This window comes from Streptomyces sp. NPDC030893 (assembly GCF_055571535.1).
The window spans coordinates 225,680-248,668 of sequence record NZ_JBVIFC010000010.1 but is presented as its reverse complement, the minus strand read 5'-3'; the positions used below and the strand labels follow the sequence as shown (position 1 = coordinate 248,668).

Here is a 22,989-nt window from a genome sequence, read left to right as displayed (position 1 = left end):
CGGCGGTCAGCGCGCTGCGGGAATGCCGGCGGTGCGCTCCCGGTCGTGCCGGTCCATCTCCGCCCTGAAGGCTGCCACCAGATGCGGCTGGATCCTCCCGGCGTTGCGGTCACCGCCCTCGCAGACCGCTCCCCGCACCCCCACGATGTCCGTACCGATGCGGGTCAGCTCGCCGAGGTCGTCCTGCCGGACACTGCCCGCGAGGGCCGCGAGCCGGCCGGACGCGTGGGTCAGCCGGACGAACTCGGCGCAGACGTCCGGCGGAACATGGTCGAACAACCGCGTCCCGTCCTTGACGGCGGTGTCCAGCATGGCCGCGTCGGCGCCGGAGCGGGCCGCGATGTCGGGTACCGCGAGCGGATTGACACAGCCGATCCGGTGGGCGTCGGCATAGCCCGAGGCGACGACGAGCGCGTCCGGGGTGTGCTCCTTCACCGCCCGGACGACGGCCCGCATGACGTCGATGCCCTGGTCAGGGGTAGTGCATCCGTAGAGACCGACCTTGATGTACGTGGCTCCGGAGACGACCGCGCCGAGCGCGGCCTGGGCCACCGTGCCGGGCTTGTAGGGGACGTCTCCCACGGTCGCGGACACCGGCTTGTCCGCCGGGACTGCTTCGCGGATCTCCCTGATGACCCAGGGGAAGTTCGCGCCGAGAGAGCCCTCGTCGGGCTTCTTGACGTCGACGATGTCGAGGTGCTCCGCCGCCTTGGCGCAGTCGAGCGCTTCCTCGACACCGTCCGGGGAGATGAGAAGCAACACCTGGCCTCCTTCGCCGCGGGCCCGCCCGGTCGATGAACGGGGGCCGCGGATCGCCTGGTTCCTGTGTGGTGCGCTCATCATTTCCGTCACCCTTCGCACCAGAAAGGGCGCACAGGGTATTCATGGAGTGATCGGGGCGGGCCCAGCGCGCCGTGCACACCGGAGTGAACGGGGTCGCGGCGCGGCCCGGTTCCGCGGGCGCCCTCCACCGCGCCGGCCCGATCGTCGCCCGTCGGGACCGCCCGTGGTGCCCCGCAGGGTGGGGGCGCACGCGGTGTCGTTGGCCGACCGGTTCGGGGCCCGTGCTTCGGTCCGGTCGCCGATGCCGGCTTCGGCTTCGGCGGTGGCGCAGGACACGAGGTCGACGCCGCCAAGGTCGCCGACGGAGGAGGAGGAGGCGGCGGAGGCGGCGGAGCAGCAGGCGCGGGATCCGTCGGCCACGGCGAGATCCGGGACGGCACCGCCACCCGCGGGCCCACCCGCGACCCCTGGCGCGGCGTCGCTCTGCCGCTGCCGGCCTCGTCCCCGCGAACGTCCTGCACAAGGTGATCCACGCGCTGCGGCGACGGCCTCTGCCCACCAGTGACCGACGACCACCCTTGCTGATGATCGGGCAGCCCATGGACGCTTCCGGCTTCGCCGCGCTCGCCGCGCGCTTCCCCGAGCGGACCGTGGTCACCTATGACCCGCGCGGCCTCGGTCGCAGCGTCCGCAAGGACGGACGAGCCGACCACGCACCGCGGACCCAGGCCGACGACGTGCACGCCGTCATCGAGGCGGTGGGGGCCGGGCCGGTCGAGATGTTCGCCGGCAGCGGCGGAGCGGTCACCGCGCTCGCGGTGGTCGAGAAGTACCCCTCGGACGTGACCACGCTCGTGGCGCACGAGCCGCCGCTCATCACCGTGACACCGGACGGCCCCGCAGCCGTGCGGGCGCGGGCCGGGGTCCGGGAGGCGTACGAGGAGCGGGGATGAGGGGGCCGGCATGGCCGCGTTCGTGACCATGGCCTCGTGGGTGGATGAGTTCACCGTCCCGAACGCGGCCGAATCGGCCGCGGGTTGTGCGAAGTGCGCGTCGCCTCACGCGACGTTCCGCTGCTGTCCGACCGGTCGTGGGCGGTCAGCGGCTACCGGCCGAACGCTGACGCGATCACCGCCGCGCCGACCCGCGTGGTGATCGCGGTGGGTGAGGAGTGCGAGAACCTGCTGACGGCACGTACCTCCGTCGCGGCCGCCGAACTCCCCGGGCAGAAGGTGGTCGTGTTCCCGAGCCATCACGGCGGCTTCTGCGACGGGGAGTTCGGACATCCGGGGAAGCCGGACGAGTTCGCGCTCCGCCTGCGCCAAGTCCTCGACGGCGGCGCGTAGGACACCCGGAGCCGGAGGTCCCGGCCAGGTGGACTCGGCGCGCCGAACGCTGCGAGGCCGGGGTCGGCCGGTCCTCGGCCTTGCGGCGACGGGAAGCCAATGTCCGAACAGGTCTGTGAAGCTTGCCGCGACCGGCTCCGTGAAGGTCGGTGAACCTCTTTCATCCTGTGCGTCGCAGGTTTCAGGTGGTACCCCTGGTGGTGACGACGTAGCAGGTGGCGTGTCCCCCGCTCTGTTCCCATTCTTCTCGCTTCGACCACATGTACCAGTAGTGTCCTGCCCGGCCCGCCTCGGAGATCCATCGCCCGGGGGCGGTGTCGTAGGCGGCGAGGCAGGCGGCGTCGGCCTTCTCTCGGGCGGCAGTGCTGCCCGGGTAGGGACCCCCGAGTTTTCTCTGGGCGAAGACCCTGCCGTCGTGCGCGTCCGAGCACGGCACGTCCACGACGGTGTCCAGGAGCCGCTGGCCCGTGCTGAAGTCGATGCAGCCACCTGGCTTCACCGAGTCGGCGGAACGGACCGCCAGGCGGGCCGGTCGGACGGGGCCGTCGGGCGTCGCGGCGGGCTCCGAGGCACCGTGTCGGGAGAGTCGGAGGTCGATGATCAGGGAGGTCATGTCCTCGAACGCGCTGCCCTTTTTGCCCAGGGTCGTGGAGAGGTCGGCTCGCACGTGTGTGATGCGTCCCCGGCCGTCCACGGAGACGGTGGCCGGCAGCGGGTCGCTCTTGCCGGCGGATCCGGCGGGGAAGGGGACGGAGAGTTCGCGCCTGAGATCCCCGGGGAACAGTTGCTCGGCGGTGCTGGTGGGCATCTCCGCCTCGTAGGTGTGACGGGAGCCGTCGGTCCGCCGGGTCGTCGCCTTCGTGGCACCGAGTCCTTCGAGGAGGGTGCCGCCGACCGGTCCTTCGGATCCGCGCAGGTGGTCGATGCTGTCGATGCCGAGGTCCGGGCCTGTGTTGCCCGTCGTGTACTGGAGCCAGTACGTCGCAGACCCGGCGCGGTAGTGGATGTGCTGGGGGTCGACGAGGAGGCGTGCCGAGGGGGCGGCGTTGCCCTTGCCCGGGGTGATGCCCAGGAGCGTGTCCTTCGTTTCCCGGGGGAATCCCTTCGGCAGCCGCCACTTCGTGGTCGCCTCGCCTGTTCCCTTCGCGAAGTCCATCCGTCCGCTGACGGTCTGCACTGCCCGGCCCTTCTTCGATGCGAAGGTCATGGTGTGGACGAAGTCGGCACTGCCCGCCTTCTGTGTCTGACGCAGGGCGTGGAAGACCTGGAGGCCGCGCTTCTGGTCGAAGACGGGGTGCTTGGCGGGGGACTCGGCCGGGGTCTCGTGGTCGCCGGAGCAGGCGGTCAGGAGCAGGGACGCCAGAGCGAGCACCGCACCTGTACGGTCAAGGGGTCTGATCATGTCCATATGACCCGGCGGGGGCGTGGAGGGTTGCCTCCGCACCGGTCATGACTTGACCGCCGTCAGCACGGGCGGGTCGGTGCGCAGCTTGGTGAGGAACCGCCAGTTCTTGAGGTGGGCGAAGGCGTGCTCGGCCGGTGCGCGTCCGAAGGCGAGGACGCGGTCGGCGTCTTTCTGGCCCGGGGTGGACTTGCGGGTCCGGAGGACGGTGCAGCCGGTGACGATCACGGGGTCAAGGACGTCGTTGCCCAGGCTGCCGCCGGCCGCGGGGCGTTGGCCGACCTCGGTTTCCGCGAGTAGGGGCTCAGCAGATCATTTGGTCCTAGGATCGGGCCATGAGCAGGACCGACCGCGTCAGCCGGGTCATCGCGGCACCACCGGCAACTGTCTACGGCGCCCTTCTCGACCGGGAGTCGCTCGAGGCCTGGCTGCCGCCGGACGGCATGCGCGGTCGGGTCGAACGGTGGGATCTCCGGCCTGGCGGCGGGTTCCGGATGGTCCTCACCTACCTCGACTCCGCCGACAGCCCCGGCAAGACCTCAGAGGCGACGGATGTCGTCGAGGTCGGGTTCGCCGACCTGGTGCCACCGGAGCGTGTGGTGCAGCGGGTGGTGTTCGAGGCCGACGACCCGTCGTACGCAGGCACCATGACGATGACCTGGCACCTCGCCACCGCCGGTGACGGGACCGAGGTGACCGTCACCGCCACGGACGTGCCGCCCGGCATCGACCAAGCGGACCACGAGGCTGGGATCGCCTCCTCGCTGGCCAACTTGGCGTCGTACGTCGAAGCGGCCGGCTGACTCAAGTCGATCGCGCCCGGCCCGGCCACAATGCCTCACGCAGACCCATTGCCCGGTTCAGTGGTTCGGCTGTGGGTGGTCAAGGCGGCGTGAGTCCCGGAGTGGCCGACGTGGTGGCCGCGCTCGAAGCCGGCTCCGGCCCGGAAGAGTGCGACGGGACGGGGTGCCTTCACGGCTCGCCAGCGGTGCTGGGGGAACTCGACGAGCCTGAAGACCACCGCGAGAGCAGCGGTCGCGCTGCCCGCTCCCTTGCCGAGGACGCACGGTCTCACTCCGCCGGTGGTCTCGGCCCTGTCCTCATCTCCGACTCAGCCGCCGGATGATGGCATCCAGCAGTTCGTTCAGCGCCGCTTCGTGCATCCGCCGCCGCGGCCGGGCCAGCCCCACCCGGCTCGGTGAGACCCCGCGGACCGCACGGAACACCACATCCGGGTGGGAGTGGAACCGGGCCGCCGATGCTGGGGCCAGCGCCACGCAGCCGCCGGCCACCGCTCCGAGCCACTCGTCGGGGCGGCTGGTGACGGCGCCGACCCTGATGGGGTGCTCGTCCCGTTCCTCTGCCGCCAGCCAGTGTTCCCTCCAGGCTCCGGTCTCGGCTCCGGCAGCAACGAACGGCTCGTTCCACAGCTCGCGGAACTCCACCGTCTCCTTGTTCGCCAGCGGGTGCCGAGCGGGCAGCAGCACCCCACGGTCCTCAGCGAACAACTCCCGCACCGCGAAGCCTTCCTGCCCCGGGAAGGGCAAACGCACCACTGCGGCATCCACCTCGCCACGGGCCAGGCCGACGCTCGGGTCCGACCAGTCGAACTGCCGCAGTTCCACCCGCCAGTCCGGCTGCGCACGGCGGAACCCGGCGATCACCTCGGGGACGGCTCCCACCGCGCCCGCGTCCAGGAAGCCCAGGCGCAGCACCCGCGCCGCCCGGCCGGTCGCCCGCACCGCCTCGTCCCAGCCCTCCAGCAGTGCGGGCACCCGCGAGGCAAGCTCACGGCCGGCCTCGGTCAGCTCCATCCCCGACCGCGAACGCGCGAAGAGCCGTACGCCGAGAGCGTCCTCCAGGCGCCGGATCTGCTTGGTCAGCGCAGGCTGCGAGACGAACAGCCGCTGTGCGGCCCCCGTCAGGCTGCCCTCCTCCGCCACTGCGGTGAAGTACCGGAGCAGGCGCGTGTCCACGTCCATGCCGTCAGGTTATAGAAGCAGGTATTGGACGGTGCCGAGGTGCCTGCGGACCCTGGACGCATGACCGGTTCCCAGCTCGCGCTCCTCGTCGTCACCCTGCTCACCGCCGCCGTCAACGTCGGTGTCGCCGCCGCCGACCTCACCGGGGCGCGCTTCGTGCTCGCCAACTCGGCGGAGGTGGGTGTCCCCCGATCCTGGCTTCCCTGGCTGGCCGCCCTCAAGCTGGCCGGTGCGGCGGGCCTCCTCCTCGGCCTCTTCGTCGCCGCACTACGCCCCCTCGGCGTCGCCGCGGCCTGCGGTCTCGTCCTGTTCTATCTGGGCGCGCTCGCCTTCCATCTGCGCGCTCGGGTACTCCACAACCTTGCGTTTCCCTGCTTCTTCCTCGCCACCGCGGTCGCCTCCCTGGCCTTGGCCATGTCCTCCTGACGGCGGCGAGCAACTCGTCCCGTTTAGCCATGTACGTTACGAAGGCGGCCCGCAGGAGTGCGTCCTGCGGGCCCTCACTGCCGCTCTTGGGTGGCTACTTCTGGTCGATGGGCAGTGCCAGGTCCGTGACCTGGTGTGCCTTCGGGAAGGCGCCCTTGCTGGTGGCTCTGCCGGTGAGGATGTTGATCGCGTACAGGCGGTGGGTGCCGGCCGTTTTGAGGGTGGCGTAGCCGTGGTTCATGCCGGTGGCTCGGCTGTAGTGGATGTCGAAGCCGGCGTTCAGGGCGGCATCGACGCCGAGGTTGCCGACGGGGGCGAGGGTTCCTGCGTTGGCTGGGGACTGCAGCGAGATCCGGTCGGCCATGGTGTCGAGGTCGAACAGCGTGGTCGCGGTGGCCGGGTCGAGGTCGTTGTTGGTGTAGGCGGCGCCGGTGACGCCCCTGGCGGTGGAGGGCGGGGTGGTGGGGTTGGTGAGCGTGCCGTCGACGGTGGTGGTCTGGGGGGCGGCCGGGTCGTCGATGTTGTGGCGCAGGTTCTGCCCGGTGTTGGAGATCACTCTCAGCCGGTTGGCGGCCGGGTTGAAGTCCACTCCGAACGCGGTGCCGGACAGTGCGACGGTCAGCTGGGAGACCTTCTTGGCTTTGGCTCGGGCGCTGAGGGTGTAGATGCCCCCCTTGTCGCCGACGCCGTACAGTTTCTCGTTCTGCACGCGGAAGTCGATGCCCACGAGCTTGGTGTCCTCGGCCAAGCCGGAGATCCTGCCCCGCGCCCAGGTCGCGGCGGGCTTGTCGACGTCGAACTCGACCAGGCGCTGGTCGCTGGTCAGTCCGACGGCCGTCGGACTCCGGTGCTGGGATGAAGCCGGTGTCTGGTCGGTGGCCGCGAGTGCGGGGGCGGCACAGACGGCGGCGAGAACGGCGCCGGCGGTTGCTGCGGTACGGATGTGCATGACACTCCCAGGTCGGATGGCCCCGAACAGGGTGATCGGGGTCTCGTCGGGAATTCGATGCCGAAGCCACGCCGGTTGGGAACCGGCCGTTGAGGCCACCCGAATGGCGCTGAATCCGGGCCGCCGCGTAGGTGAGACGACGTGTCATGTCCGCCGATCGGGTGTCGGGCGCCGTCCCTTCAGTAGCCCGCCGGCTCGCGGATCAGCGGACACGTCATGCAGTGGCCGCCGCCCCGCCCGCGGCCGAGTTCCGCGCCGACGATCTCGAGGACCTCGACACCGGCGTCGCGCAGCAGTGTGTTGGTCTGGGTGTTGCGGTCGTAGGTGAAGACGACCCCGGGTTCGAGGGCGACGGCGTTGTTGCCGCTGTCCCACTGCTGGCGTTCGGAGGCGTAGATGTCGCCGCCGGTTTCGATCACGCGCAGCTCCCGCAGGTCCAGCGCCTTGGCGACCACGTCGGTGAACGCCGCCGATCCCTCGTCGGTGATCTCCAGTCCCGGCTCCTTGTCGCTGGGCCGCAGGGAGAAGGTGTGGACCCCGTCCATGATCTTCGGGTAGAGGGTCACGATGTCGCGGTCGGCGAAGGTGAACACGGTGTCCAGGTGCATGGCGGACCGCAGTCTCGGCATGCCGGCGACGATGACGTGCTCGGCGGCGCCCTGGTCGAAGAGGGCTCCGGCGACCTGGGTGATCGCCTGGCGGGAGGTGCGCTCGCTCATGCCCATCAGGACGACACCGGCGCCGACCGGCATGATGTCGCCGCCCTCGAAGGTGGCCTGGCCCCAGTCGAGTTCGGGGTCGCCCCACCAGACGGTCGCGTCCCGGAAGCCGGGGTGGAAGGTGTAGACGGCCTTCATCAGCAGGGTCTCGTCGTGCCGGGCGGGCCAGTACAGCGGGTTGAGGGTGACCCCGCCGTAGAGCCAGCAGGTGGTGTCCCGGGTGTAGAGGGTGTTGGGCAGCGGCGGCATCAGATACTCGCGGGTCCCGCTGGACTCCCGGGCCAGGGCCACGTAGCCGGGCCGGTACTCCTCCGGCAGGTCGGTGGTGGCGAGGCCGCCGATGAGGAACTCGGCCAGGGCGTGCGGCCGGAGGGTCTCCAGGAAGGCGCGGGTGGAGTCGATGAGGCCCAGTCCGACCTCGTTGGGAACGATCTTGCGGTCGAGCAGCCAGTCGCGGGCACCGGGCAGGGCCATGGTGTCGGCGAGGAGTTCGTGCAGTTCGACGACCTCGACTCCCCGCCGGGTCAGCTCGGCGACGAAGTCGGCGTGGTCGCGCTGGGCGTTCTCCACCCACATCACGTCGTCGAAGAGCAGGTCGTCCGCGTTGGTGGGAGTGAGCCGGCGGTGTGCGAGTCCGGGTGCGCAGACCAGGACCTTGTGCAGCCGGCCCACCTCCGAGTGCACACCGAGGGGGCGGGTGGTGGTGCCGGTGGTGACGTCGGAAGTCACTGGTGTGCCTTTCGTGCGAAGCGGGAGCGGCGGCGGTTCACAGTTCGATCCAGCCGGCGGCCAGGGCGACCACACCGAGCACGGCTCCGGTGAGGGAGACCGCCAGGATGACGAGTTCGCGGGGTGAGAACACCCGGCGTCCCTGTTCGCGCCGTGCCATGACGAAGAGGACCGTGGCCGGTGCGTAGAAGATGAAGGACACCAGGACGAACTTCAGGCCGGCCGCGAAGAGCAGGAACGCGGTGTAGAGCGTCGCCAGCAGGGCCACGGCGAGTCCGGTGCGGGTGGCCCGGCCGCGGGTGAGGCCGTCCGGCCGCAGCGTGATCTTCAGCGCGAAGGCCGCCGCGAGCAGGAACGGGATGAGCGTCAGGGAGCTGGTCAGATTGAGGGCGAAGTCGAAGGCGTCGTCCGAGAACCAGGTGATGATCAGCACGGTCTGGGTCAGCAGCGTGGACATCAGCAGTGCCGGCACGGGGACGTCGTCGGCGTTGGCACGCCGGAGGAAGCGGGGCATGTCGTCGTCCCGGGCGGCCACGAAGAGCACTTCGGCGGCCATCAGAGTCCAGGCCAGATAGGCGCCGAGCACGGAGACGATCAGTCCGGTGCTGATGAACACCTTGCCCCAGGTGCCGACCGCCTGCTCCAGTACGGCGGCCATGGACGGCTGGCGCAGCTCGGCGATCTCGCCCATGGGGAGAACTCCGTACGAGACGATCGTGACCGAGGCGAAGACCGCGAACACGCTCAGGAAGCCGAGGACGGTGGCCCGTCCGACGTCCTCGCGGCGCTTCGCGTGCCGTGAGTAGACGCTCGCGCCCTCGACGCCGAGGAACACGAAGACGGTGATCAGCATGGTGCCGCGGACCTGGCTGAACAGGGAGCCCGCGTAGTCGGCGCCGCCGAAGTTGTCGGCGAACACGTCCGCTTCGAAGGAGAAGAGTGCCAGGATCACGAAGACGACGATCGGGATGATCTTCGCCACCGTGACGATCTTGTTGATGAGGGTGGCCTCTTTCACCCCGCGCCGGATGAGGACGTAGAACAGCCACAGCCCGAGCGAGGACAGGACCACGGCGAGCAGTGTGTCGCCCTCGCCCAGCGCGGGCCAGATCGCGCCCACCGTGGACATGATCAGCACCCAGTAGGTCACGTTGCCGACACAGGCGCTCGCCCAGTAGCCGAACGCGGAGAAGAAGCCCAGGTATTCGCCGAAGCCGGCCTTGGCATAGGCGTACACGCCGGCGTCGAGGTCGGGCCGGCGCACGGCCAGGCTCTGGAAGACGAACGCGAGCATCAGCATGCCGGTTCCGGCCACGGTCCAGGCGATGAGCGCTCCGGCGACGCCGGTCTCCTCGGCGAAGCGGGCCGGGAGCGAGAAGACCCCGGCGCCGACCATCGAACCGACGACCATGGCCGTCAGGGTCGGCAGTGTCAGTTTCGCCGCCCGGTTCCGGACGGCGGTCGCCGTGTCCGTGGGGTGGGCATCGGCGTCGCGCATACGGAGTCCTTGGTCGAGTCGTTGGCCGGGCCGGTCCACTCCCTGACACATATACGGCATATCGAATGAAAACCGATCATAGGTGTGTGGTGGGTGCCGTGTCGTCGGGGCTCGCCCATCCCCGGTCCGAGCAGGACGACGCCCTGGTCGCCTCGGGTGGCGCGACACGAGCAGGTGCCGGCGCGGTGGCGACACGTCGTCAGCGGGACTACGGGCGACATACTGTGTGCGTGCGTCTACTGATCGTCACAGTGGGGTCCTGGGGTGACGTGGCTCCCTGCATCGGGCTGGGTGTGCGGCTACGGGCGGCTGGGCATTCGGTGGCGCTGGCCACGCATTCGCGCTTCGTCGACGCGGTGCGCGCGCAGGAGCTGGAGTTCCGGCCGTTGTCCGCCGACCCCGAGGTCCTGTTCGAGTCGGTGGACGGGCAGAGGCTGGTGCGTGCCGCGAACGGACCCGCGAGGGTGGTCCGGACGCTGCGGCTGGGGCGCGCGTTCCTGTCCCGGCTGGGAAGCGGAATGCTGGCGGCGGCTCAGGAAGGGACCGACGTGGTCCTCGCCTCCGCGCTCGCCGACCCGTTGTGCGGCCCCATCTGTGAGGCGCTGAGCCTGCCCCGCCTCGGAATCTACCTGCAGCCCGTCCTTCCGACCGGTGCGTTCCCGCCGCCTGTGCTGGGCGGCCGGCGTTCTCTGGGGCAACGGGGCAACATGCTGGCCGCGACCGTGCTGCGCTCTGTCACCAGCCGCGCTTTCGCTCCGGCCGTCGCGGACCTGCGCCGCCAGCTGGGTCTGCCGGGGCGGCCGGCGGGCGCGGCCGGGCGGGCTCCGCGCAGTCGCACGATCTGCCACGGGTTCAGCCCCGCAGTGGTGCCGCCACCCCGGGACTGGCCCGGCCGGGCCCATGTCTGCGGCTACTGGTGGCCCGTACACCCTGCCGGGTGGCGACCGGACGACCGGCTGACCGCCTTTCTGCAGGCCGGACCTGCGCCGGTCTTCGTCGGCCTCGGCAGTTTCGTGGCAGCCGACACCGAGCGTCTCGGCGCGCTGATCACCCGCGCCCTGCGCAAGGCGGGACTGCGCGGAATCGTGCAGTCCGGCTGGACGGATCTCCATGTGGACGCCGAGGACGTGCTGACCGTCTCCGATGTGCCGCACGCGTGGCTGTTCCCCCGTATGGCCGCCGTGGTGCACCACGGCGGCGCGGGTACCACGGCGGCCGGTCTGCGGGCGGGAGTGCCGGCCGTTCCCGTGCCCGGCCAGCTGGACGCGTACTTCTGGGCGGCCCGGCTCACCGCGCTGGGCAGTGCCCCCACTCACATCCCGTACCGGCATGTGACGGCGACGCGGCTGGCCGACGCCTTGCGGCACGCGGTGGGCGACCCGGCGTACCGGATCCGGTCCCGCCGCATCGCCGAGCGTCTGAGCGGTGAGGACGGAGCGGTTCGCGTGCTGGCGGCCCTGCACGACGCCGATGTGTGAGTCGCCGCCCGGCGTCGCACCGGGAGCTTGTCACTCCGTCAGCGTCGTGCGGACGGCGTTGGCGAGGACGTCGCCTACGGCCCGTGCCCCCTGGCTGTTGGGGTGCAAAGGCATGGCCGCGCCGGTGGGGAGCAGGCCCTCGATGTAGCGGTCGGCGGGAGCGGCACAGATGTCGTGTCCGATGCCCGGGGTGTAGGTGTCGACGAACACGGCGCCGTGCTTCCCGGCCGCCTGCTCGAGCACGGTGCTGAGGTGGTTGATCGCGCTTTGGAGGTAGTTGGCGTCCTCCTTCCAGAAGGGCTGGACGGGGTAACAGCCGTCGGTGCGGATGTAGTTGCCGTAACCGACGACGAAGACCTCGGCGTTCGGAGCCCGCCGGGCGATCTCGTCCAGGACGGTGACGAAGGTCGGCGCCCAGGCGTTGATGCGGTCCCTGACCCTGTCGGTGCCACCGGCGCTGTTCTCTTCCGCGCAGCTGGTGCCGTGCGGGCTGGGCAGAATGTTGACGCAGCCCAGCGCTTCGTCGAAGAGGCCGGTGTCGTTGCCGCCGATGGTGATGCTGACGATGTCGGTGTCGGGTGTGAGCGCGGCGTACTGGGGTGCGGTGCCCGGGTACTGGGGGGAGGTCAGGTGGTCGGTGGTGGCAGCGGAGCAGCTGACGTCGGTGAGTTCCGCGTCGAGGGCCTTGGCGGCGATGCCCGGATAGCCGGCGAGGGAGCGAAGGCACGCCGGGTCGGCCGGGTCGGGGGGCGGGACCAGGGGGGTGGCCGCATAGGAATCGCCGAGCGCGACGTATCGCAGTGGTTCGGCGGCGGTCGAGGCAGTCGTGACGGGCACCGTGGCCGCGGTGGCCCCCGTGGACACAAGGGTTGCCAGGGCTAGGCACAGGGCTGTCTTCAAGGACGCCTCCGTTCGGCACGTGCGCATCGTTCCTCTCGTCCCGTACGAGCATGTCCGTCCAGGAGTGCCGCCGCACCGTGGTCTGAGGTTCCCGCGTTGCGTGGGACCGGCTGACGGGCTGGTCGGGGGCGGGTCGGCGTGGGGTCAGGATCACTGATTCGGGTGCTGCCCGGTCGGCGCAGTGCCGTGCCGGCCGGCCGGCCGAGGCGGGCGGGATCACGCGTCGGCCCACGTACAGCCTCCGCCGTCTTCTAGGTTCGTCCGTATGATGATCGACACTGGGACCGCCGGCGTGCTCTTCGAATCCCTCCGGGCGGACGCCCTCACCAGCCCGGAGCAGTTGCGCGAGCTCTACCCGCAGCCGAACCCGAACGCGCTCCGCAAGGAGATCGACCACCTCACGGACGAGACCCGGGCGCTGATCGGCTGTTCCTCACTGGTGTTCATCGGCAGTGCGGACGTCGGGGGCCGGGCGGACGTGACGCCGCGTGGCGGCCCGGCCGGGTTCGTCTCGGTGCTGGACGAACGGACCTTGGTGATCCCCGACGCGACCGGCAACAAACGGCTCGACACCCTGCACAACGTGCTGGAGACCGGACGCGTGGGACTGCTCTTCCTCATCCCCGGCCGCCCGACCACGCTGCGCGTCAACGGCCGCGCCTGTGTCTCGGCGCGCCCGGAGCTCCTCGCCCGGCTCACTGCCGTCGGCAAGCCCCCGGTCACGGCGATCGTGGTGGATGTCGAGCAGGTCTATCCGCACTGCCCGAAGTCGCTGATGCGCTCCCACGCCTGGCAACCGGAGCGGTGGGTCCCTGCCGACGCCCAGCCGACCAGCGCCGAGGTGACGCTGGCCCAGCTGAACCTGCCGGGCCTGACCGTCGAGCAGATCGAGGAGGCCGAACGGGAGTCGCTGCGCCTGCGTTACGAGTGAGCGGCACCCGGTGCGGGCAGTGGCGCGCGGTGGAGTGCGGGAAACGGGTGAATGCCCGCCCCGCCGGGAATAGCGGGAGGCAGTCGCTGTTGATCACACCATGACTTCTGAGACGCGCGAGGCATTCGGACGGGTCGGTATCTGGAGCAGCGCCCTGCACACGTCGCGGGCGAACGGCGCGGGCAGAGCGGCGATCGCTGACGCGGCCGCCGAGCTGGAGGAACTCGGATACGGCACGCTCTGGGTCGGAGGCAGCCCCTCTCCCGACGACGCGGCGGCGGTCGTCGCCGCCACCCGTACGGTCACCGTGGCCACCGGCATCCTCAGCATCTGGGACCACACCGCCGAGGAGGTGGCGGCACGTATCGCGGCGATCGACGCCAGCGCGCGTGGGCGATTCGTTCTCGGTCTGGGCGTCAGCCATGGCCCGATGGTGCCGCAGTACGCGAAGCCGTACAGCGCGATGGTGGCGTACCTCGACGCACTCGACGCCGCCACGCCGCCCGTGGACCCCGGTCATCGGGTCCTCGCGGCGCTCGGCCCGAAGATGCTCGAACTCGCGGCCGGGCGGACGCTGGGCGCCCACCCGTACCTCGTCACCGCGGAGCACACGGCGCAGGCGCGCGCCGTGCTCGGCCCCGATGCGCTGCTCGCCCCCGAGCTGTCGGTCGTCCTCGACACGGATGCCGACCGGGCCCGCACCACTGCGCGGAACATGCTGGGAATGTACCTTCGGCTGCCCAACTACACCGACAACCTGCTGCGCCTGGGGTTCACGGAGACCGACTTCGAGGGCGGCGGCAGCGTCCGTCTCCTCGACGCCCTGTTCGCCCTCGGCGACGCCGAACGCGTGAAGGCCCGGACACGGGAGTACCTCGACGCCGGCGCCGACCACGTCGCCCTCCAGGTGCTCACCGCCGACGAGGGTGGCGCGGGACTGCCACGCGCCGAATGGCGCCGGCTGGCCGAAGCGCTCACCGGCGAGTTGTAGAAGATGCCGGTGGAGAGGACGGCACGCGGGCGGCAGAGCGCGAGGACGGTGCGCGCCGCCCCGCGTCCCGGTGTTCCCTTCAGTCGTCCAGCGTGACCCTGCCCGTGGCGCCGTCGACGGTGATCAGCTGACCCGTGCGGATGCGTTCCGTGGCGGCCGGAACGCAGATGACGGCAGGGATGCCGTACTCGCGGGCGACCGTCGGTCCGTGGGCCGTCACGGCACCGGTCTCCGTGACGAGCCCGCCTGCCGTGAGGAACAGCGGGGTCCAGCCCGGGTCGGTCGTGGGGGTGACGAGGATCTCCCCGGGTGCGATGAACGCGCCGGCGGGGTCACGGACCACACGGGCGCGGCCGGTGACGCGACCGGACGCAGCGCCCATGCCGGTGAGCGACCGGGCGTCGGACGGCGGGGCCGGCAGGAGCGTCTCCACATCCGTACCGTCGGAGAGCAGAGCGACCGGAACGGTGCGACGGCGCAGTTCGCGCTCGTACTCCGCGCGCCGGGCGGCGATCGTGTCGCGCGGGTCGGTACCGGTTTCCACCGCCCGGCGCAACTCGTGGAGTTCGAGGAACATCACGTCGTCAGCGGCGACGACCAAGCCCCTGGCGTGGAGCTCCGCGCCGATCAGGAGGAGGCGGCGGCGACGGTCGCGCAGGGCGTAGAGCCCGGCGAACTTCCCCGCCTCGCGCAGTCCGGACAACTCCCTTGCTCTGCGCAGGAGAAAACCGGCGAGGCGGCCCCGCAGCGCGTGCTTGCGACGGGCCCGGCGGGCGAGTTCGGTGAGCATCGACTCGGCTCTCTCGGCGGCGCGTTCGAAGCGGCGATCCGGGGCTTGCCCGGGATCGGTGACGCGCAGGCAGTTGGCGAGCATCGTGAACACCGGCGTCGGGTTCTCGGACCACCGCGGTACGCCGACGTCGACCTCGGCCGCCGACCGGATGCCGTACCTCTCGAGGAACGCGTCGAGGCCGACGTCAGGGAGCTTGCCGGCCAGTTGGGCCGCGGCGAGTTCCGGTGGCGGGGTGCCGAGGAGCAACTCGCGGTGCGGCTGCGCCCGCCGGGCCACCTCCCACAGGGCCAGGTCCATCTCGATCGTGACGTTGTACGGCATGCCGCCGAGCACCGTGCGCATCTCGTCCTCGCTCGCCACGCCCTTGAGCAGCGGCGGCAGTGCGGCGGAGACGGCGAGTCCGCTGACGACGGGCCAGACGATCGCGTCGGCGAGCGCGCTTCCCTCCGTTTCCTCCCGTTCCACCAGGTCCAGCAGATCCGCCGCCGTGGCCGGGTCGGTGACCGGCTGCCGGCGGAGGCGTTCGATCTCGTCGAAGACCCTGGCCCGCGCTCGCGCGGGTCGGGCCAGCGCGCCGAGGATCCCCGCGGCCGCCTTCGGAGCCGTCCTCAGGGCGGCGGTGTTGCGTGTGCGGGGAGCCTTGCGCGGTGCGAACCGCGGGTCGTCGAGGAGATGTTCGACCACCTGCTGTGCACGCGGCCCGAAGTCGACCGCCATCAGCCCGACGAGCCGCCGGCGCGTCGAGGGGTCGCGCAGCGCGTCGGTCAGGTCGCCGTACAGCCGACCGCCGATGTCGACGATCTCCACCGTGAGGCCGAACACCGCGAGCATGCCCGCCAGCATCGATTTCAGCGTCGACATGCCCATCGGTGTGGCGGGCTGCAGCATCCCCTGGACATGGCCGAACTCGACGTACAGCCGCGGCCCCGGCTTGTCGCTCGGTGGAGGGGCGGGAAAGAGAGTGGTGATCGGGCGCGCCTGCAGCAGCCACAGCCTCCCGTCGTGGTCGTAGGCCCACTCGATGTCCTGCTCCGCGCCGAGGCGGTCCCTGATCCGCTCCCCCGCTGCCCGCAGTTCCTCGAGACGGGCCGGGGAGAGACAGCCGCGCTCAGCCTCCTCGGTACCGTCCAGTACGTAGTGGTCCGCTGCCGCCGATCCGTCGACGACCGCCGTCCCCGGTCCCGGTGCCGCGTCGACCACGCTCACACTGCGCGAACCGGTCAGCGGGTCGGCGGTGAACAGCACGCCCGCGACGTCGGCATCGACCATGCGCTGCACGACGACTGCCATCCGCACCGTGGCGTGCGGGACGCCGTTGGCCTCGCGGTAGGCGGTCGCGCGCTCGGTGTGCAACGAGGCCCAGCACGCCTCGATCGCCTCGATCAGCGCCGGACCGCCCGTGACGCCGAGGTAGGTGTCCTGCTGGCCGGCGAAGCCGGCGTGCGGCAGGTCCTCGGCGGTGGCGCTGGAGCGGACCGCGACCGGTCCGCCGCCGAGGCGTTCGTATGCCGCGAGCACCTCGTCGCGCGGCACCTCCCCGCTCCGGTATGCCTCGGTCGTCACGCAGAAGCCGTCCGGCACCCGCTCGCCCATGCCGATCAGCCCGGCGAGACCGGCGGCCTTGCCGCCCACCAGGTTCTGCCGACCGCTGCCGATCGCCGCCAACTCGAGCACCGTCATGCCGCCCGCCTCCTTCGTGCCGGCCGCGTTCTGCCCGGCCGACCGCATCCTTTTGCAATACGACTGCAATGTCTCCCTGAGACAATACAGGTGCAATGTAAACTGGCCGCATGCCACGCAAGGTCGACCACCGTGAACGCCGGGAACTGATCGCCGACGCACTGATGCGGCTCGCCGCCACGGAAGGGCTGGAAGGGGTGAGCCTGCGGCAGGTGGCGGCCGAGGCGGGCGTTTCGACCGGGATGGTCCAGCACTACTTCCGCACCAAGGACGAGATGATGACCTTCGCGCTCGGCATGGTCGCGGACCGGGTCCGTGCCCGCTCCGAGGCGGCGGCAGCACCGGGGTCTCCGCGCGAGTTCGTGCGGGGGGTGCTGCTCCAGATCCTGCCGCTCGATGACACCCGACGGCTGGAGGGTCACGTCGGGCTCGCGTTCCTCGCCTACGCCGCGGTGAAGCCGGCGATCCGGGAAGGGCTGCGCGGGGACGCCGCGGGGTTGCGCGGATTCGTCGCGCAGCAGCTACGGGCGGCCGGAGCCGGCGGCATCGACCCCGAGGTCGCGGCGATCGGCCTGATGGCGCTCGTCGACGGCCTCGGCATGCAGTTGCTCTCGCGGCAGTACACCGAGAAGGACGCGGTCGCGGCGCTCGATGCCCAACTCGCTCTGATCTTCGGCGAGCCCGGGGCGCGCTGACGGGCGTCCTCAAGGGCGGGGCGGTGTGCGGGCGGGAGACGACCGGCACGTCCGCGTCGCAGGCCGGGCGGGGTCCGCCGAGCACGGAGGAGCCGGCGAGGCAGGTGTCGATGACGTCGTGGCGCAGCACACCGTCGATCAGCCCGACGATCCTGTCCGTGGGAGTCCTCTCGGTCGGGCATCAGTCCCGGCGGCCCGACCGCGCGGTCAGTGAGCGCCGGCCCTCGAAGGGTCGCCGTCGTCCGTGCGCAGGGGGAGGAGCAGGGGGCGTTTGGCGGTACGGCCGTCTCCCGAGGACTGACGCTTCAGGCGCCGGATGAGCCAGGGGCCCAGGAAGCCCGTGGCCCAGCGGAGTTCGTTGCTCGCGACGTTCCAGCGGGTGGGTACGGGGGCCCGGGGCAGGGGCTGGGTCCAGGCGTCGTCGCTTCCGGGGAGGCGGAGGGCGTGGGCGAGGGCGGCGGCGATGCGCTCGTGGCCGAGGGAGTTGGCGTGGAGGCGGTCGGAGCTCCACAGGCGGGAGTCGCCGGCCACGGGGTGGAGGGCGGTCTCCGCGACGGTGACGCCGTGGCGGCGGGCTGCCCGGCGGATGCGCTGGTTCAGCGCCGTGACGCGCGGGACCAGGGGGCGCGCGAGCGGGCTGATACGGGCGGGGTCCGGAATGGTGATCGTGGCCACGTGGGCACCCGCGGCGGTGAGTGCGGCGAACATCGCCTCGAGGTGGGCGGCGACCTCGTCGGCGTCGAAACGGGGACGCAGCAGGTCGTTCACCCCGGCGACCACGGTGGCCAGGTCGGGCCGCAGGGCGAGGGCCGGAGCCAGCTGCCCGGTGTGTATCTGCGCGGCGAGGCGGCCTCGTACGGCCAGGTTGGCGTACTCGAGGGAGGGCTCGTGCCGGGCGAGGTGTTCGGCGAGGCGGTCGGCGAAGCCACGCAGTCCGGTGGTGTCGTCGCCGTCGCCGAGGCCCTCGGTCTGGCTGTCGCCCAGGGCGACATAGCGCAGATACGCTCTTTCAGTGCCGGGCACGGGGCTGCCGCCTCTCCTCGATGACGGCGACCGTGCGCACGCACCAGTCCCGGTTCTCCTGCTCGAAGGCCACACCGCGCAGACAGGTCAGGTAGGGGCCGATGCGGTCGCCGTGGCGGAGGAACTCCTCCTCCGTACGGTCACCGCGCAGGCGGCGCAGCAGCTTTCCGAAGAGATCGATCCTGGCCTCGGCGATGTGGGCGCGTTCGGTGAGCTGGGCGACGAGGGCGGTGGAGTCGACCCGGTCGACGGCCTGCACCTTGACGAGCAGGTCGTCGCGGATGAAGGCCGGTCTGGCCGATGCGGCCGTGAAGCTCTCCAGTTCCGCCAGGCCGGCGTCCGTCACATGGAACAACCGCTTGTTCGGGCGGCTCTCCTGCACCACTTCCCGGCCGGAGACCAGTCCCTCCTGCTCCAGCCGGGCCAGTTCGGCGTAGAGCTGTTGCGGCTGGGCGTACCAGAAGTTCGCCACGCCGACGTCGAACGCCTTGGCCAGCTGGTAGCCGCTGAGTTCGCCGTCGAGCAGTGCCGCCAGCACGGCGTGCCGTAGCGCCATGGGGTCCGCTCTCCTCGCATGCCTCTGTCACTCCACAGGCCCCCATGATAGTCATGAAAATGACTACTCAGATTGATGACTATGGGAGCACGGCGCAGACCAGCGCCGGCGGGGCCACCGCGCCGTCCGCGGTGCTGTTCTTCCGCGCCACGGCGGGCGGCAGGGAGATCCACGGAATCGACCTGCTGCGCTTCGACGACGACGGCCGGATCATGGAGTTCACCGTCATGGTCCGGCCGCAGTCCGCCGTGCGGGCCCTCGGCGAGGCCGTCCTCGCCGGCCTGGTCGAGGACGGGCTGGTCCCGGCTCCCAGCAGCCCCTGGACGGGGTCTGAGCCGCGGCGTTCGGAGCCGGGCCGCGTCCGCGAGCCCCTTGCCGGGTTCGCGATCCGGAGCGGCCACCTGTTCAACCCGGCGTGGCGGCGCGGGCGTTGTCGCAGGAGTGCGTCAGGTGACCGGAGGGAATGCGAAACCGTCTCAGTGCCGTCCGGCGGCTGCGTCGCGTGCGAGGATGGCGTCCGTGACCGGATCGTCCGCCTCGCCCGTCGCCGAGGGCGCGCCACGCGGCCACGGCCTGGGTGCCCGCGTTGCCGCCGTGCTCGTCTTCGCTTCCTCGTCCGCGGTCCTGGTGGTCGAGATCGTCGCCCTTCGCCTGCTGGCCCCTTACCTCGGCCTCACGCTCGAGACCAGCACCATGGTGATCAGCATCGCCCTCACGGCGATCGCCCTCGGCTCCTGGCTGGGGGGACGTCTCGCGGATCAGGTCGATCCGTCCCGGCTCCTCGGTCCCTGCCTGGGGATATCCGGCGCGGTGGTCGCGCTGACCCCTGCCGTGCTCCGCGCCACCGCGCACTGGGCACCGGGGATGCTGCTGTTGATCGCGTCCCTGACCATCCTCGTGCCGGGCGCGCTGCTGTCCGCGGTGACGCCGATCGTGACCAAGCTGCGGCTCACCAGCCTCGCCGAGACCGGAACGGTCGTCGGCCGGCTGTCCGGCGTCGGCACCGTCGGGGCGATCTTCGGCACCGTCTGCACCGGTTTCGTCCTCGTGTCACGGCTGCCGGTCAGCAACATCCTGATCGGTCTGGGAACGCTGCTCGTGCTGGGCTCGGCGCTGGTCGAGTGGCGCACGCGCGGGTGGAGCGGAACTCCCGCCCTGACGCTGGTGGTCGTCGCCGGCGGCTTCGCCGGCACGGTCGCGCCCGGTGGCTGCGACGTGGAAACCAGGTACCACTGCGCACGGGTCGTCACCGACCCCGACCGGGACGGCGGACGCACGCTCGTCCTGGACGGCGTGCGGCATTCCTATGTCGACATCGACGACCCGACCCACCTGGAATTCACGTACGTGCGGGCCATCGCGTCGGTGGCCGATGCCGCCTTCCCCGAAGGCGAGCCGCTCGCCGCCCACCACCTGGGGGGCGGCGGGCTCACCATCCCCCGCTACCTCGCGGCCACTCGGCCGGGGACCCGCAGTCTCGTGTCGGAGATCGACAACGGGGTCGTGCGCATCGACCGCGACCGGCTCGGGCTGCAACCGCGAGCGGGGATCGACGTACGCGCCGAGGACGGCAGACTGGGCCTGCGGCGACTGGACACGGGCAGCCGTGACCTCGTCGTCGGCGACGCCTTCGGCGGCGTCAGCGTCCCCTGGCACCTCACCACACTGGAAGCGATGAGCGACGTACGGCGCATACTCAACGCGAACGGGCTGTACGTCGCCAACCTCATCGACCACGGTGATCTGGCCTTCGCCCGCGCCGAGGCCGCCACGCTCGCCGAGACCTTCGAGCACGTCGCCGTCCTCGGCGAACCCGCCGACATCGGCCTCGACCCGGCCACCGCCCCCGACGGCGGCAATCTCGTGGTGGTCGCCTCCGACCGGGCGGTCGACCTGGAGGCGGTGCAGGATGCGCTGGACGCCCGCCGGACCGGGTGGCGGATCGCCACCGGCGACGACCTCACCTCCTGGATCGGCGACTCCCCACTCCTCACCGATGATCACGCACCCGTCGACCAGCTCCTCCAGCCCTACGGTTCACAGGGCCGCCGCTGAGGAGACCGGCGGCTGCGTTCGGATCTGGCGGGCGGATGCCGTTCTCCGAACTGTCGGCCCGGTACGGGCCCGCCCTCTAACCGGGCTGTGCGGCGATCTGGATGAGGTTGCCGCAGGTGTCGTCGAAGACGGCGGTGGTCAGCGGCCCCATCTCCAAGGGCTCCTGGGTGAAGCGGACCCCGAGTTCGCGCAGGCGGGCGTACTCCGCCGGGACGTCGCGGACGGCGAACTGGGCGAGCGGGATGCCGTCCGTGACCAGCGCGTCGCGGTAGGCCTTGGCGGCGGGGTGGGCGGCGGGCTCCAGCAGAAGTTCGGTGCCGCCCGGGTCCTCGGGCGAGACGACGGTCAGCCACCGGTCCTTCTCGCCCACCGGGACGTCGTGCTTCTTCACGAATCCGAGGACCTCGGTGTAGAAGCGCAGGGCCTCGGCCTGGTCGTCGACGAAGACGCTGGTCAGATGAATCCTCATGGTGTGCTCTCCTCCGGACCGCAAGGGTCGGGCAGGGGCCACCGCTCGGCGATGTGCCGCAGCGGGGCCGTGTTCAGGTCATGGAACTTGTAGCGGCCCTCCCGCCTCGTCTCGACCAGCCCGGCGGCCTCCAGCACGGCAAGATGCTGGGAGACCCCCTGGCGGGAGATGCCGAGCCGGTGCTTCATGGCCAGCCGCGAGCAGATCTCGAACAGGGTCTGCCCGGACTTCTCGACGAGTTCGTCGAGGATGACGCGGCGCGTGGGGTCGGCCAACGCTTTGAACAGGTCTTCGGCCACCACCCCACCATAGGCAAGTCGCCGCTTGCCTATCAAGTGGTACGGCGTCACGGCGATGGTGCCGAGTGGTGCCCCGGCCGTCCGCAACCGGAACGGACGATGAGTGGAGCCGCACCCCGCGACAGGGCAGGCTGGACGCATGCGGTTGTCCACGCGCTCGGGACGCCAGGAGAGAACCGGCGGGTACGGCCGGGTGCTCACGGCGCTGCTGCAGTGGCTGCCGTTCATGATCGCGCCTGCGGTGCTGGCCATCGAGCTCACACCGGCCCACTTCCTCTACACCGGTCCCCTGCTCACGGCGATGCCCGCCCTGGCGGCGGTGGCGTCGGGACCCGGGGGCACCCTTTCGGCGGCGGCCCTCGCCTTCGCCGTGAGCGCCGTCACCGCCACGTACAACCAGGCGTGGGCGACCCTTCAGGTCTACACCAACTTCCTGGCGCTGACCCTGGTGTCCGTCGCCGGTTACCTCACCAGCAACGCCGTGCAGGCGCGCAGACTGGACGAGTTGGAGCAGGTCCGCCGGATCGCCATCGCGGCGCAGGAGGTCGTCCTGCGGCCCGTGCCGGCGTGGCTGGGCCCGGTGCGGGCGGCCAGTCTCAGTCTCGCGGCCGGGACGCGGGCGCAGATCGGCGGTGACCTGTACGAGGCGGTGCCGACCCGGTTCGGAGTCCGGATGATCGTGGGGGACGTCCGCGGAAAGGGGCTCACGGCCATGCGCGCCGTGGGCGTCGCGCTCGGCGCGTTCCGGGAGACGGCGCACTACGAGGGGGAGCTGACCGAGGTCATGAACCACTGTTCGGCCGCGCTGCAACGGGAAACAGCCGTTCCGGGTGCGTACTCCCAGGAGATCCGCCTGGAGGGATTCGTCACCGCGGCCATGGCCGAAGTGCCGGACGAACCCGTGGTGCACGTCGTCAATCGTGGTCATGTCCCTCCGCTGTTGCTGCACCGGGGCCGGGTGCGTGCCTTGATGCCCGGCTCGTGTTCGCCGCCTCTGTGTCTGGAGGACCTGGCCGGAGGCGCTCCGGACGAGCCCGACAGCTATCCGTTCGTGGCCGGCGACCGTCTGCTGCTGTACACCGACGGCGTGAGCGAGGCGCGTGACCGCGCGGACGAGTTCTTCCCGCTGGAGCGGGCGATGGAGAGGATCCGCGCCGACACGACTCCGCAGGAGTTCCTGGAAGAACTGCATCAGGCGTTGCTGCGACACACGGACGGGCGCCTGACGGACGACGTGGCGATGATCCTCGTCGACCGGCTTCCCTGACGGCACACCGGTCTCCCC

General features: G+C 71.1%; 21 protein-coding genes and 3 pseudogenes. 10 read left to right on the top strand and 14 right to left on the bottom strand.

Annotated features, from left to right (window positions below):
- Window positions 1-6: 6 nt before the first annotated feature.
- Complete coding sequence (locus ACZ434_RS20625) at window positions 7-762, bottom strand: (5-formylfuran-3-yl)methyl phosphate synthase (RefSeq protein ID WP_468457814.1); 756 nt, start codon at window positions 760-762, stop codon at window positions 7-9.
- Window positions 763-1,298: 536 nt separating this feature from the next.
- On the opposite strand from ACZ434_RS20625, the pseudogene ACZ434_RS20620 reads away from it, so the two are divergent.
- Window positions 1,299-2,129: pseudogene (locus ACZ434_RS20620) on the top strand (alpha/beta fold hydrolase).
- A gap of 181 nt (window positions 2,130-2,310) precedes the next feature.
- Here ACZ434_RS20620 and ACZ434_RS20615 read toward each other — a convergent pair.
- Complete coding sequence (locus ACZ434_RS20615; RefSeq protein WP_468457812.1) at window positions 2,311-3,501, bottom strand: hypothetical protein; 1,191 nt, start codon at window positions 3,499-3,501, stop codon at window positions 2,311-2,313.
- A gap of 75 nt (window positions 3,502-3,576) precedes the next feature.
- Window positions 3,577-3,759, bottom strand: a complete 183-nt coding sequence (locus ACZ434_RS20610; protein ID WP_468457810.1) for a hypothetical protein — start codon at window positions 3,757-3,759, stop codon at window positions 3,577-3,579.
- A 107-nt stretch (window positions 3,760-3,866) separates the two neighbouring features.
- Between ACZ434_RS20610 and ACZ434_RS20605 the strand changes: the two genes are divergently transcribed.
- Window positions 3,867-4,334, top strand: coding sequence for an SRPBCC family protein (locus ACZ434_RS20605; protein ID WP_468457808.1), 468 nt, complete (start codon window positions 3,867-3,869; stop codon window positions 4,332-4,334).
- A gap of 35 nt (window positions 4,335-4,369) precedes the next feature.
- On the opposite strand, the pseudogene ACZ434_RS20600 reads toward ACZ434_RS20605, so the two are convergent.
- Both ACZ434_RS20600 and ACZ434_RS20595 read right to left on the bottom strand, forming a co-directional pair.
- Window positions 4,370-4,585, bottom strand: a pseudogene (locus tag ACZ434_RS20600) (IS256 family transposase); the annotation flags it as partial.
- 46 nt (window positions 4,586-4,631) lie between these two features.
- Window positions 4,632-5,513 (bottom strand): LysR family transcriptional regulator, encoded by an 882-nt coding sequence (locus ACZ434_RS20595; protein ID WP_468457806.1) that lies wholly within the window; start codon window positions 5,511-5,513, stop codon window positions 4,632-4,634.
- A 60-nt stretch (window positions 5,514-5,573) separates the two neighbouring features.
- Between ACZ434_RS20595 and ACZ434_RS20590 the strand changes: the two genes are divergently transcribed.
- Window positions 5,574-5,939 carry a DoxX family protein gene (locus ACZ434_RS20590; protein ID WP_468457804.1) on the top strand — a complete coding sequence of 122 codons (366 nt, stop codon included), beginning with the start codon at window positions 5,574-5,576 and terminating at the stop codon, window positions 5,937-5,939.
- Window positions 5,940-6,033: 94 nt separating this feature from the next.
- On the opposite strand, the gene ACZ434_RS20585 is transcribed toward ACZ434_RS20590, so the two are convergent.
- From ACZ434_RS20585 to ACZ434_RS20575, 3 genes are all read right to left on the bottom strand, one after another.
- The gene (locus tag ACZ434_RS20585) at window positions 6,034-6,888 is read right to left on the bottom strand and encodes a DUF4394 domain-containing protein (protein ID WP_468457802.1); all 855 of its coding nucleotides are present in this window, start codon (window positions 6,886-6,888) and stop codon (window positions 6,034-6,036) included.
- A 179-nt stretch (window positions 6,889-7,067) separates the two neighbouring features.
- Window positions 7,068-8,336, bottom strand: a complete 1,269-nt coding sequence (locus ACZ434_RS20580; protein WP_468457800.1) for an arginine deiminase — start codon at window positions 8,334-8,336, stop codon at window positions 7,068-7,070.
- 37 nt (window positions 8,337-8,373) lie between these two features.
- The gene (locus ACZ434_RS20575) at window positions 8,374-9,834 is read right to left on the bottom strand and encodes a basic amino acid/polyamine antiporter (protein WP_468457798.1); all 1,461 of its coding nucleotides are present in this window, start codon (window positions 9,832-9,834) and stop codon (window positions 8,374-8,376) included.
- A 230-nt stretch (window positions 9,835-10,064) separates the two neighbouring features.
- Between ACZ434_RS20575 and ACZ434_RS20570 the strand changes: the two genes are divergently transcribed.
- Complete coding sequence (locus ACZ434_RS20570; protein WP_468457796.1) at window positions 10,065-11,312, top strand: glycosyltransferase; 1,248 nt, start codon at window positions 10,065-10,067, stop codon at window positions 11,310-11,312.
- Between the two features lie 30 nt (window positions 11,313-11,342).
- Here ACZ434_RS20570 and ACZ434_RS20565 read toward each other — a convergent pair whose 3' ends face one another.
- Window positions 11,343-12,149 carry an SGNH/GDSL hydrolase family protein gene (locus ACZ434_RS20565; RefSeq protein WP_468457794.1) on the bottom strand — a complete coding sequence of 269 codons (807 nt, stop codon included), beginning with the start codon at window positions 12,147-12,149 and terminating at the stop codon, window positions 11,343-11,345.
- Window positions 12,150-12,477: 328 nt separating this feature from the next.
- On the opposite strand from ACZ434_RS20565, the gene ACZ434_RS20560 reads away from it, so the two are divergent.
- Window positions 12,478-13,143: an MSMEG_1061 family FMN-dependent PPOX-type flavoprotein gene (locus tag ACZ434_RS20560; RefSeq protein ID WP_468457792.1), complete on the top strand. Its 666-nt coding sequence runs from the start codon at window positions 12,478-12,480 to the stop codon at window positions 13,141-13,143.
- A 100-nt stretch (window positions 13,144-13,243) separates the two neighbouring features.
- On the top strand, window positions 13,244-14,134 hold the full coding sequence (locus ACZ434_RS20555) for a TIGR03620 family F420-dependent LLM class oxidoreductase (RefSeq protein WP_468457790.1): 891 nt from the start codon (window positions 13,244-13,246) through the stop codon (window positions 14,132-14,134).
- A 79-nt stretch (window positions 14,135-14,213) separates the two neighbouring features.
- On the opposite strand, the gene ACZ434_RS20550 is transcribed toward ACZ434_RS20555, so the two are convergent.
- The gene (locus ACZ434_RS20550) at window positions 14,214-16,607 is read right to left on the bottom strand and encodes a PEP/pyruvate-binding domain-containing protein (RefSeq protein WP_468457788.1); all 2,394 of its coding nucleotides are present in this window, start codon (window positions 16,605-16,607) and stop codon (window positions 14,214-14,216) included.
- A gap of 110 nt (window positions 16,608-16,717) precedes the next feature.
- Between ACZ434_RS20550 and ACZ434_RS20545 the strand changes: the two genes are divergently transcribed.
- A complete protein-coding gene (locus ACZ434_RS20545) occupies window positions 16,718-17,302 on the top strand; it encodes a TetR/AcrR family transcriptional regulator (protein WP_468457786.1) in 585 nt (194 codons plus the stop codon).
- A 207-nt stretch (window positions 17,303-17,509) separates the two neighbouring features.
- Here the strand turns inward: ACZ434_RS20545 and ACZ434_RS20540 are convergent, their stop codons facing one another.
- Both ACZ434_RS20540 and ACZ434_RS20535 read right to left on the bottom strand, forming a co-directional pair.
- Window positions 17,510-18,325, bottom strand: a complete 816-nt coding sequence (locus tag ACZ434_RS20540; RefSeq protein WP_468457784.1) for an SGNH/GDSL hydrolase family protein — start codon at window positions 18,323-18,325, stop codon at window positions 17,510-17,512.
- Window positions 18,312-18,881, bottom strand: coding sequence for a PadR family transcriptional regulator (locus ACZ434_RS20535; protein WP_468457782.1), 570 nt, complete (start codon window positions 18,879-18,881; stop codon window positions 18,312-18,314). The genes ACZ434_RS20540 and ACZ434_RS20535 overlap by 14 nt, the downstream gene beginning before the upstream one ends.
- A gap of 89 nt (window positions 18,882-18,970) precedes the next feature.
- Between ACZ434_RS20535 and ACZ434_RS20530 the strand changes: the two are divergent.
- Window positions 18,971-19,192: pseudogene (locus tag ACZ434_RS20530) on the top strand (nuclear transport factor 2 family protein); the annotation flags it as partial.
- 208 nt (window positions 19,193-19,400) lie between these two features.
- Entirely contained in the window at window positions 19,401-20,936 is a 1,536-nt protein-coding gene (locus ACZ434_RS20525) for a fused MFS/spermidine synthase (RefSeq protein WP_468457780.1), read from the top strand.
- Window positions 20,937-21,012: 76 nt separating this feature from the next.
- On the opposite strand, the gene ACZ434_RS20520 is transcribed toward ACZ434_RS20525, so the two are convergent.
- A complete protein-coding gene (locus tag ACZ434_RS20520; protein ID WP_468457778.1) occupies window positions 21,013-21,405 on the bottom strand; it encodes a VOC family protein in 393 nt (130 codons plus the stop codon).
- A complete protein-coding gene (locus ACZ434_RS20515; protein ID WP_468457776.1) occupies window positions 21,402-21,704 on the bottom strand; it encodes an ArsR/SmtB family transcription factor in 303 nt (100 codons plus the stop codon). Before ACZ434_RS20515 ends, ACZ434_RS20520 begins: the two co-directional genes overlap by 4 nt.
- A gap of 139 nt (window positions 21,705-21,843) precedes the next feature.
- Between ACZ434_RS20515 and ACZ434_RS20510 the strand changes: the two genes are divergently transcribed.
- A complete protein-coding gene (locus tag ACZ434_RS20510; RefSeq protein WP_468457774.1) occupies window positions 21,844-22,971 on the top strand; it encodes a PP2C family protein-serine/threonine phosphatase in 1,128 nt (375 codons plus the stop codon).
- The last annotated feature ends 18 nt before the right edge of the window (window positions 22,972-22,989 follow it).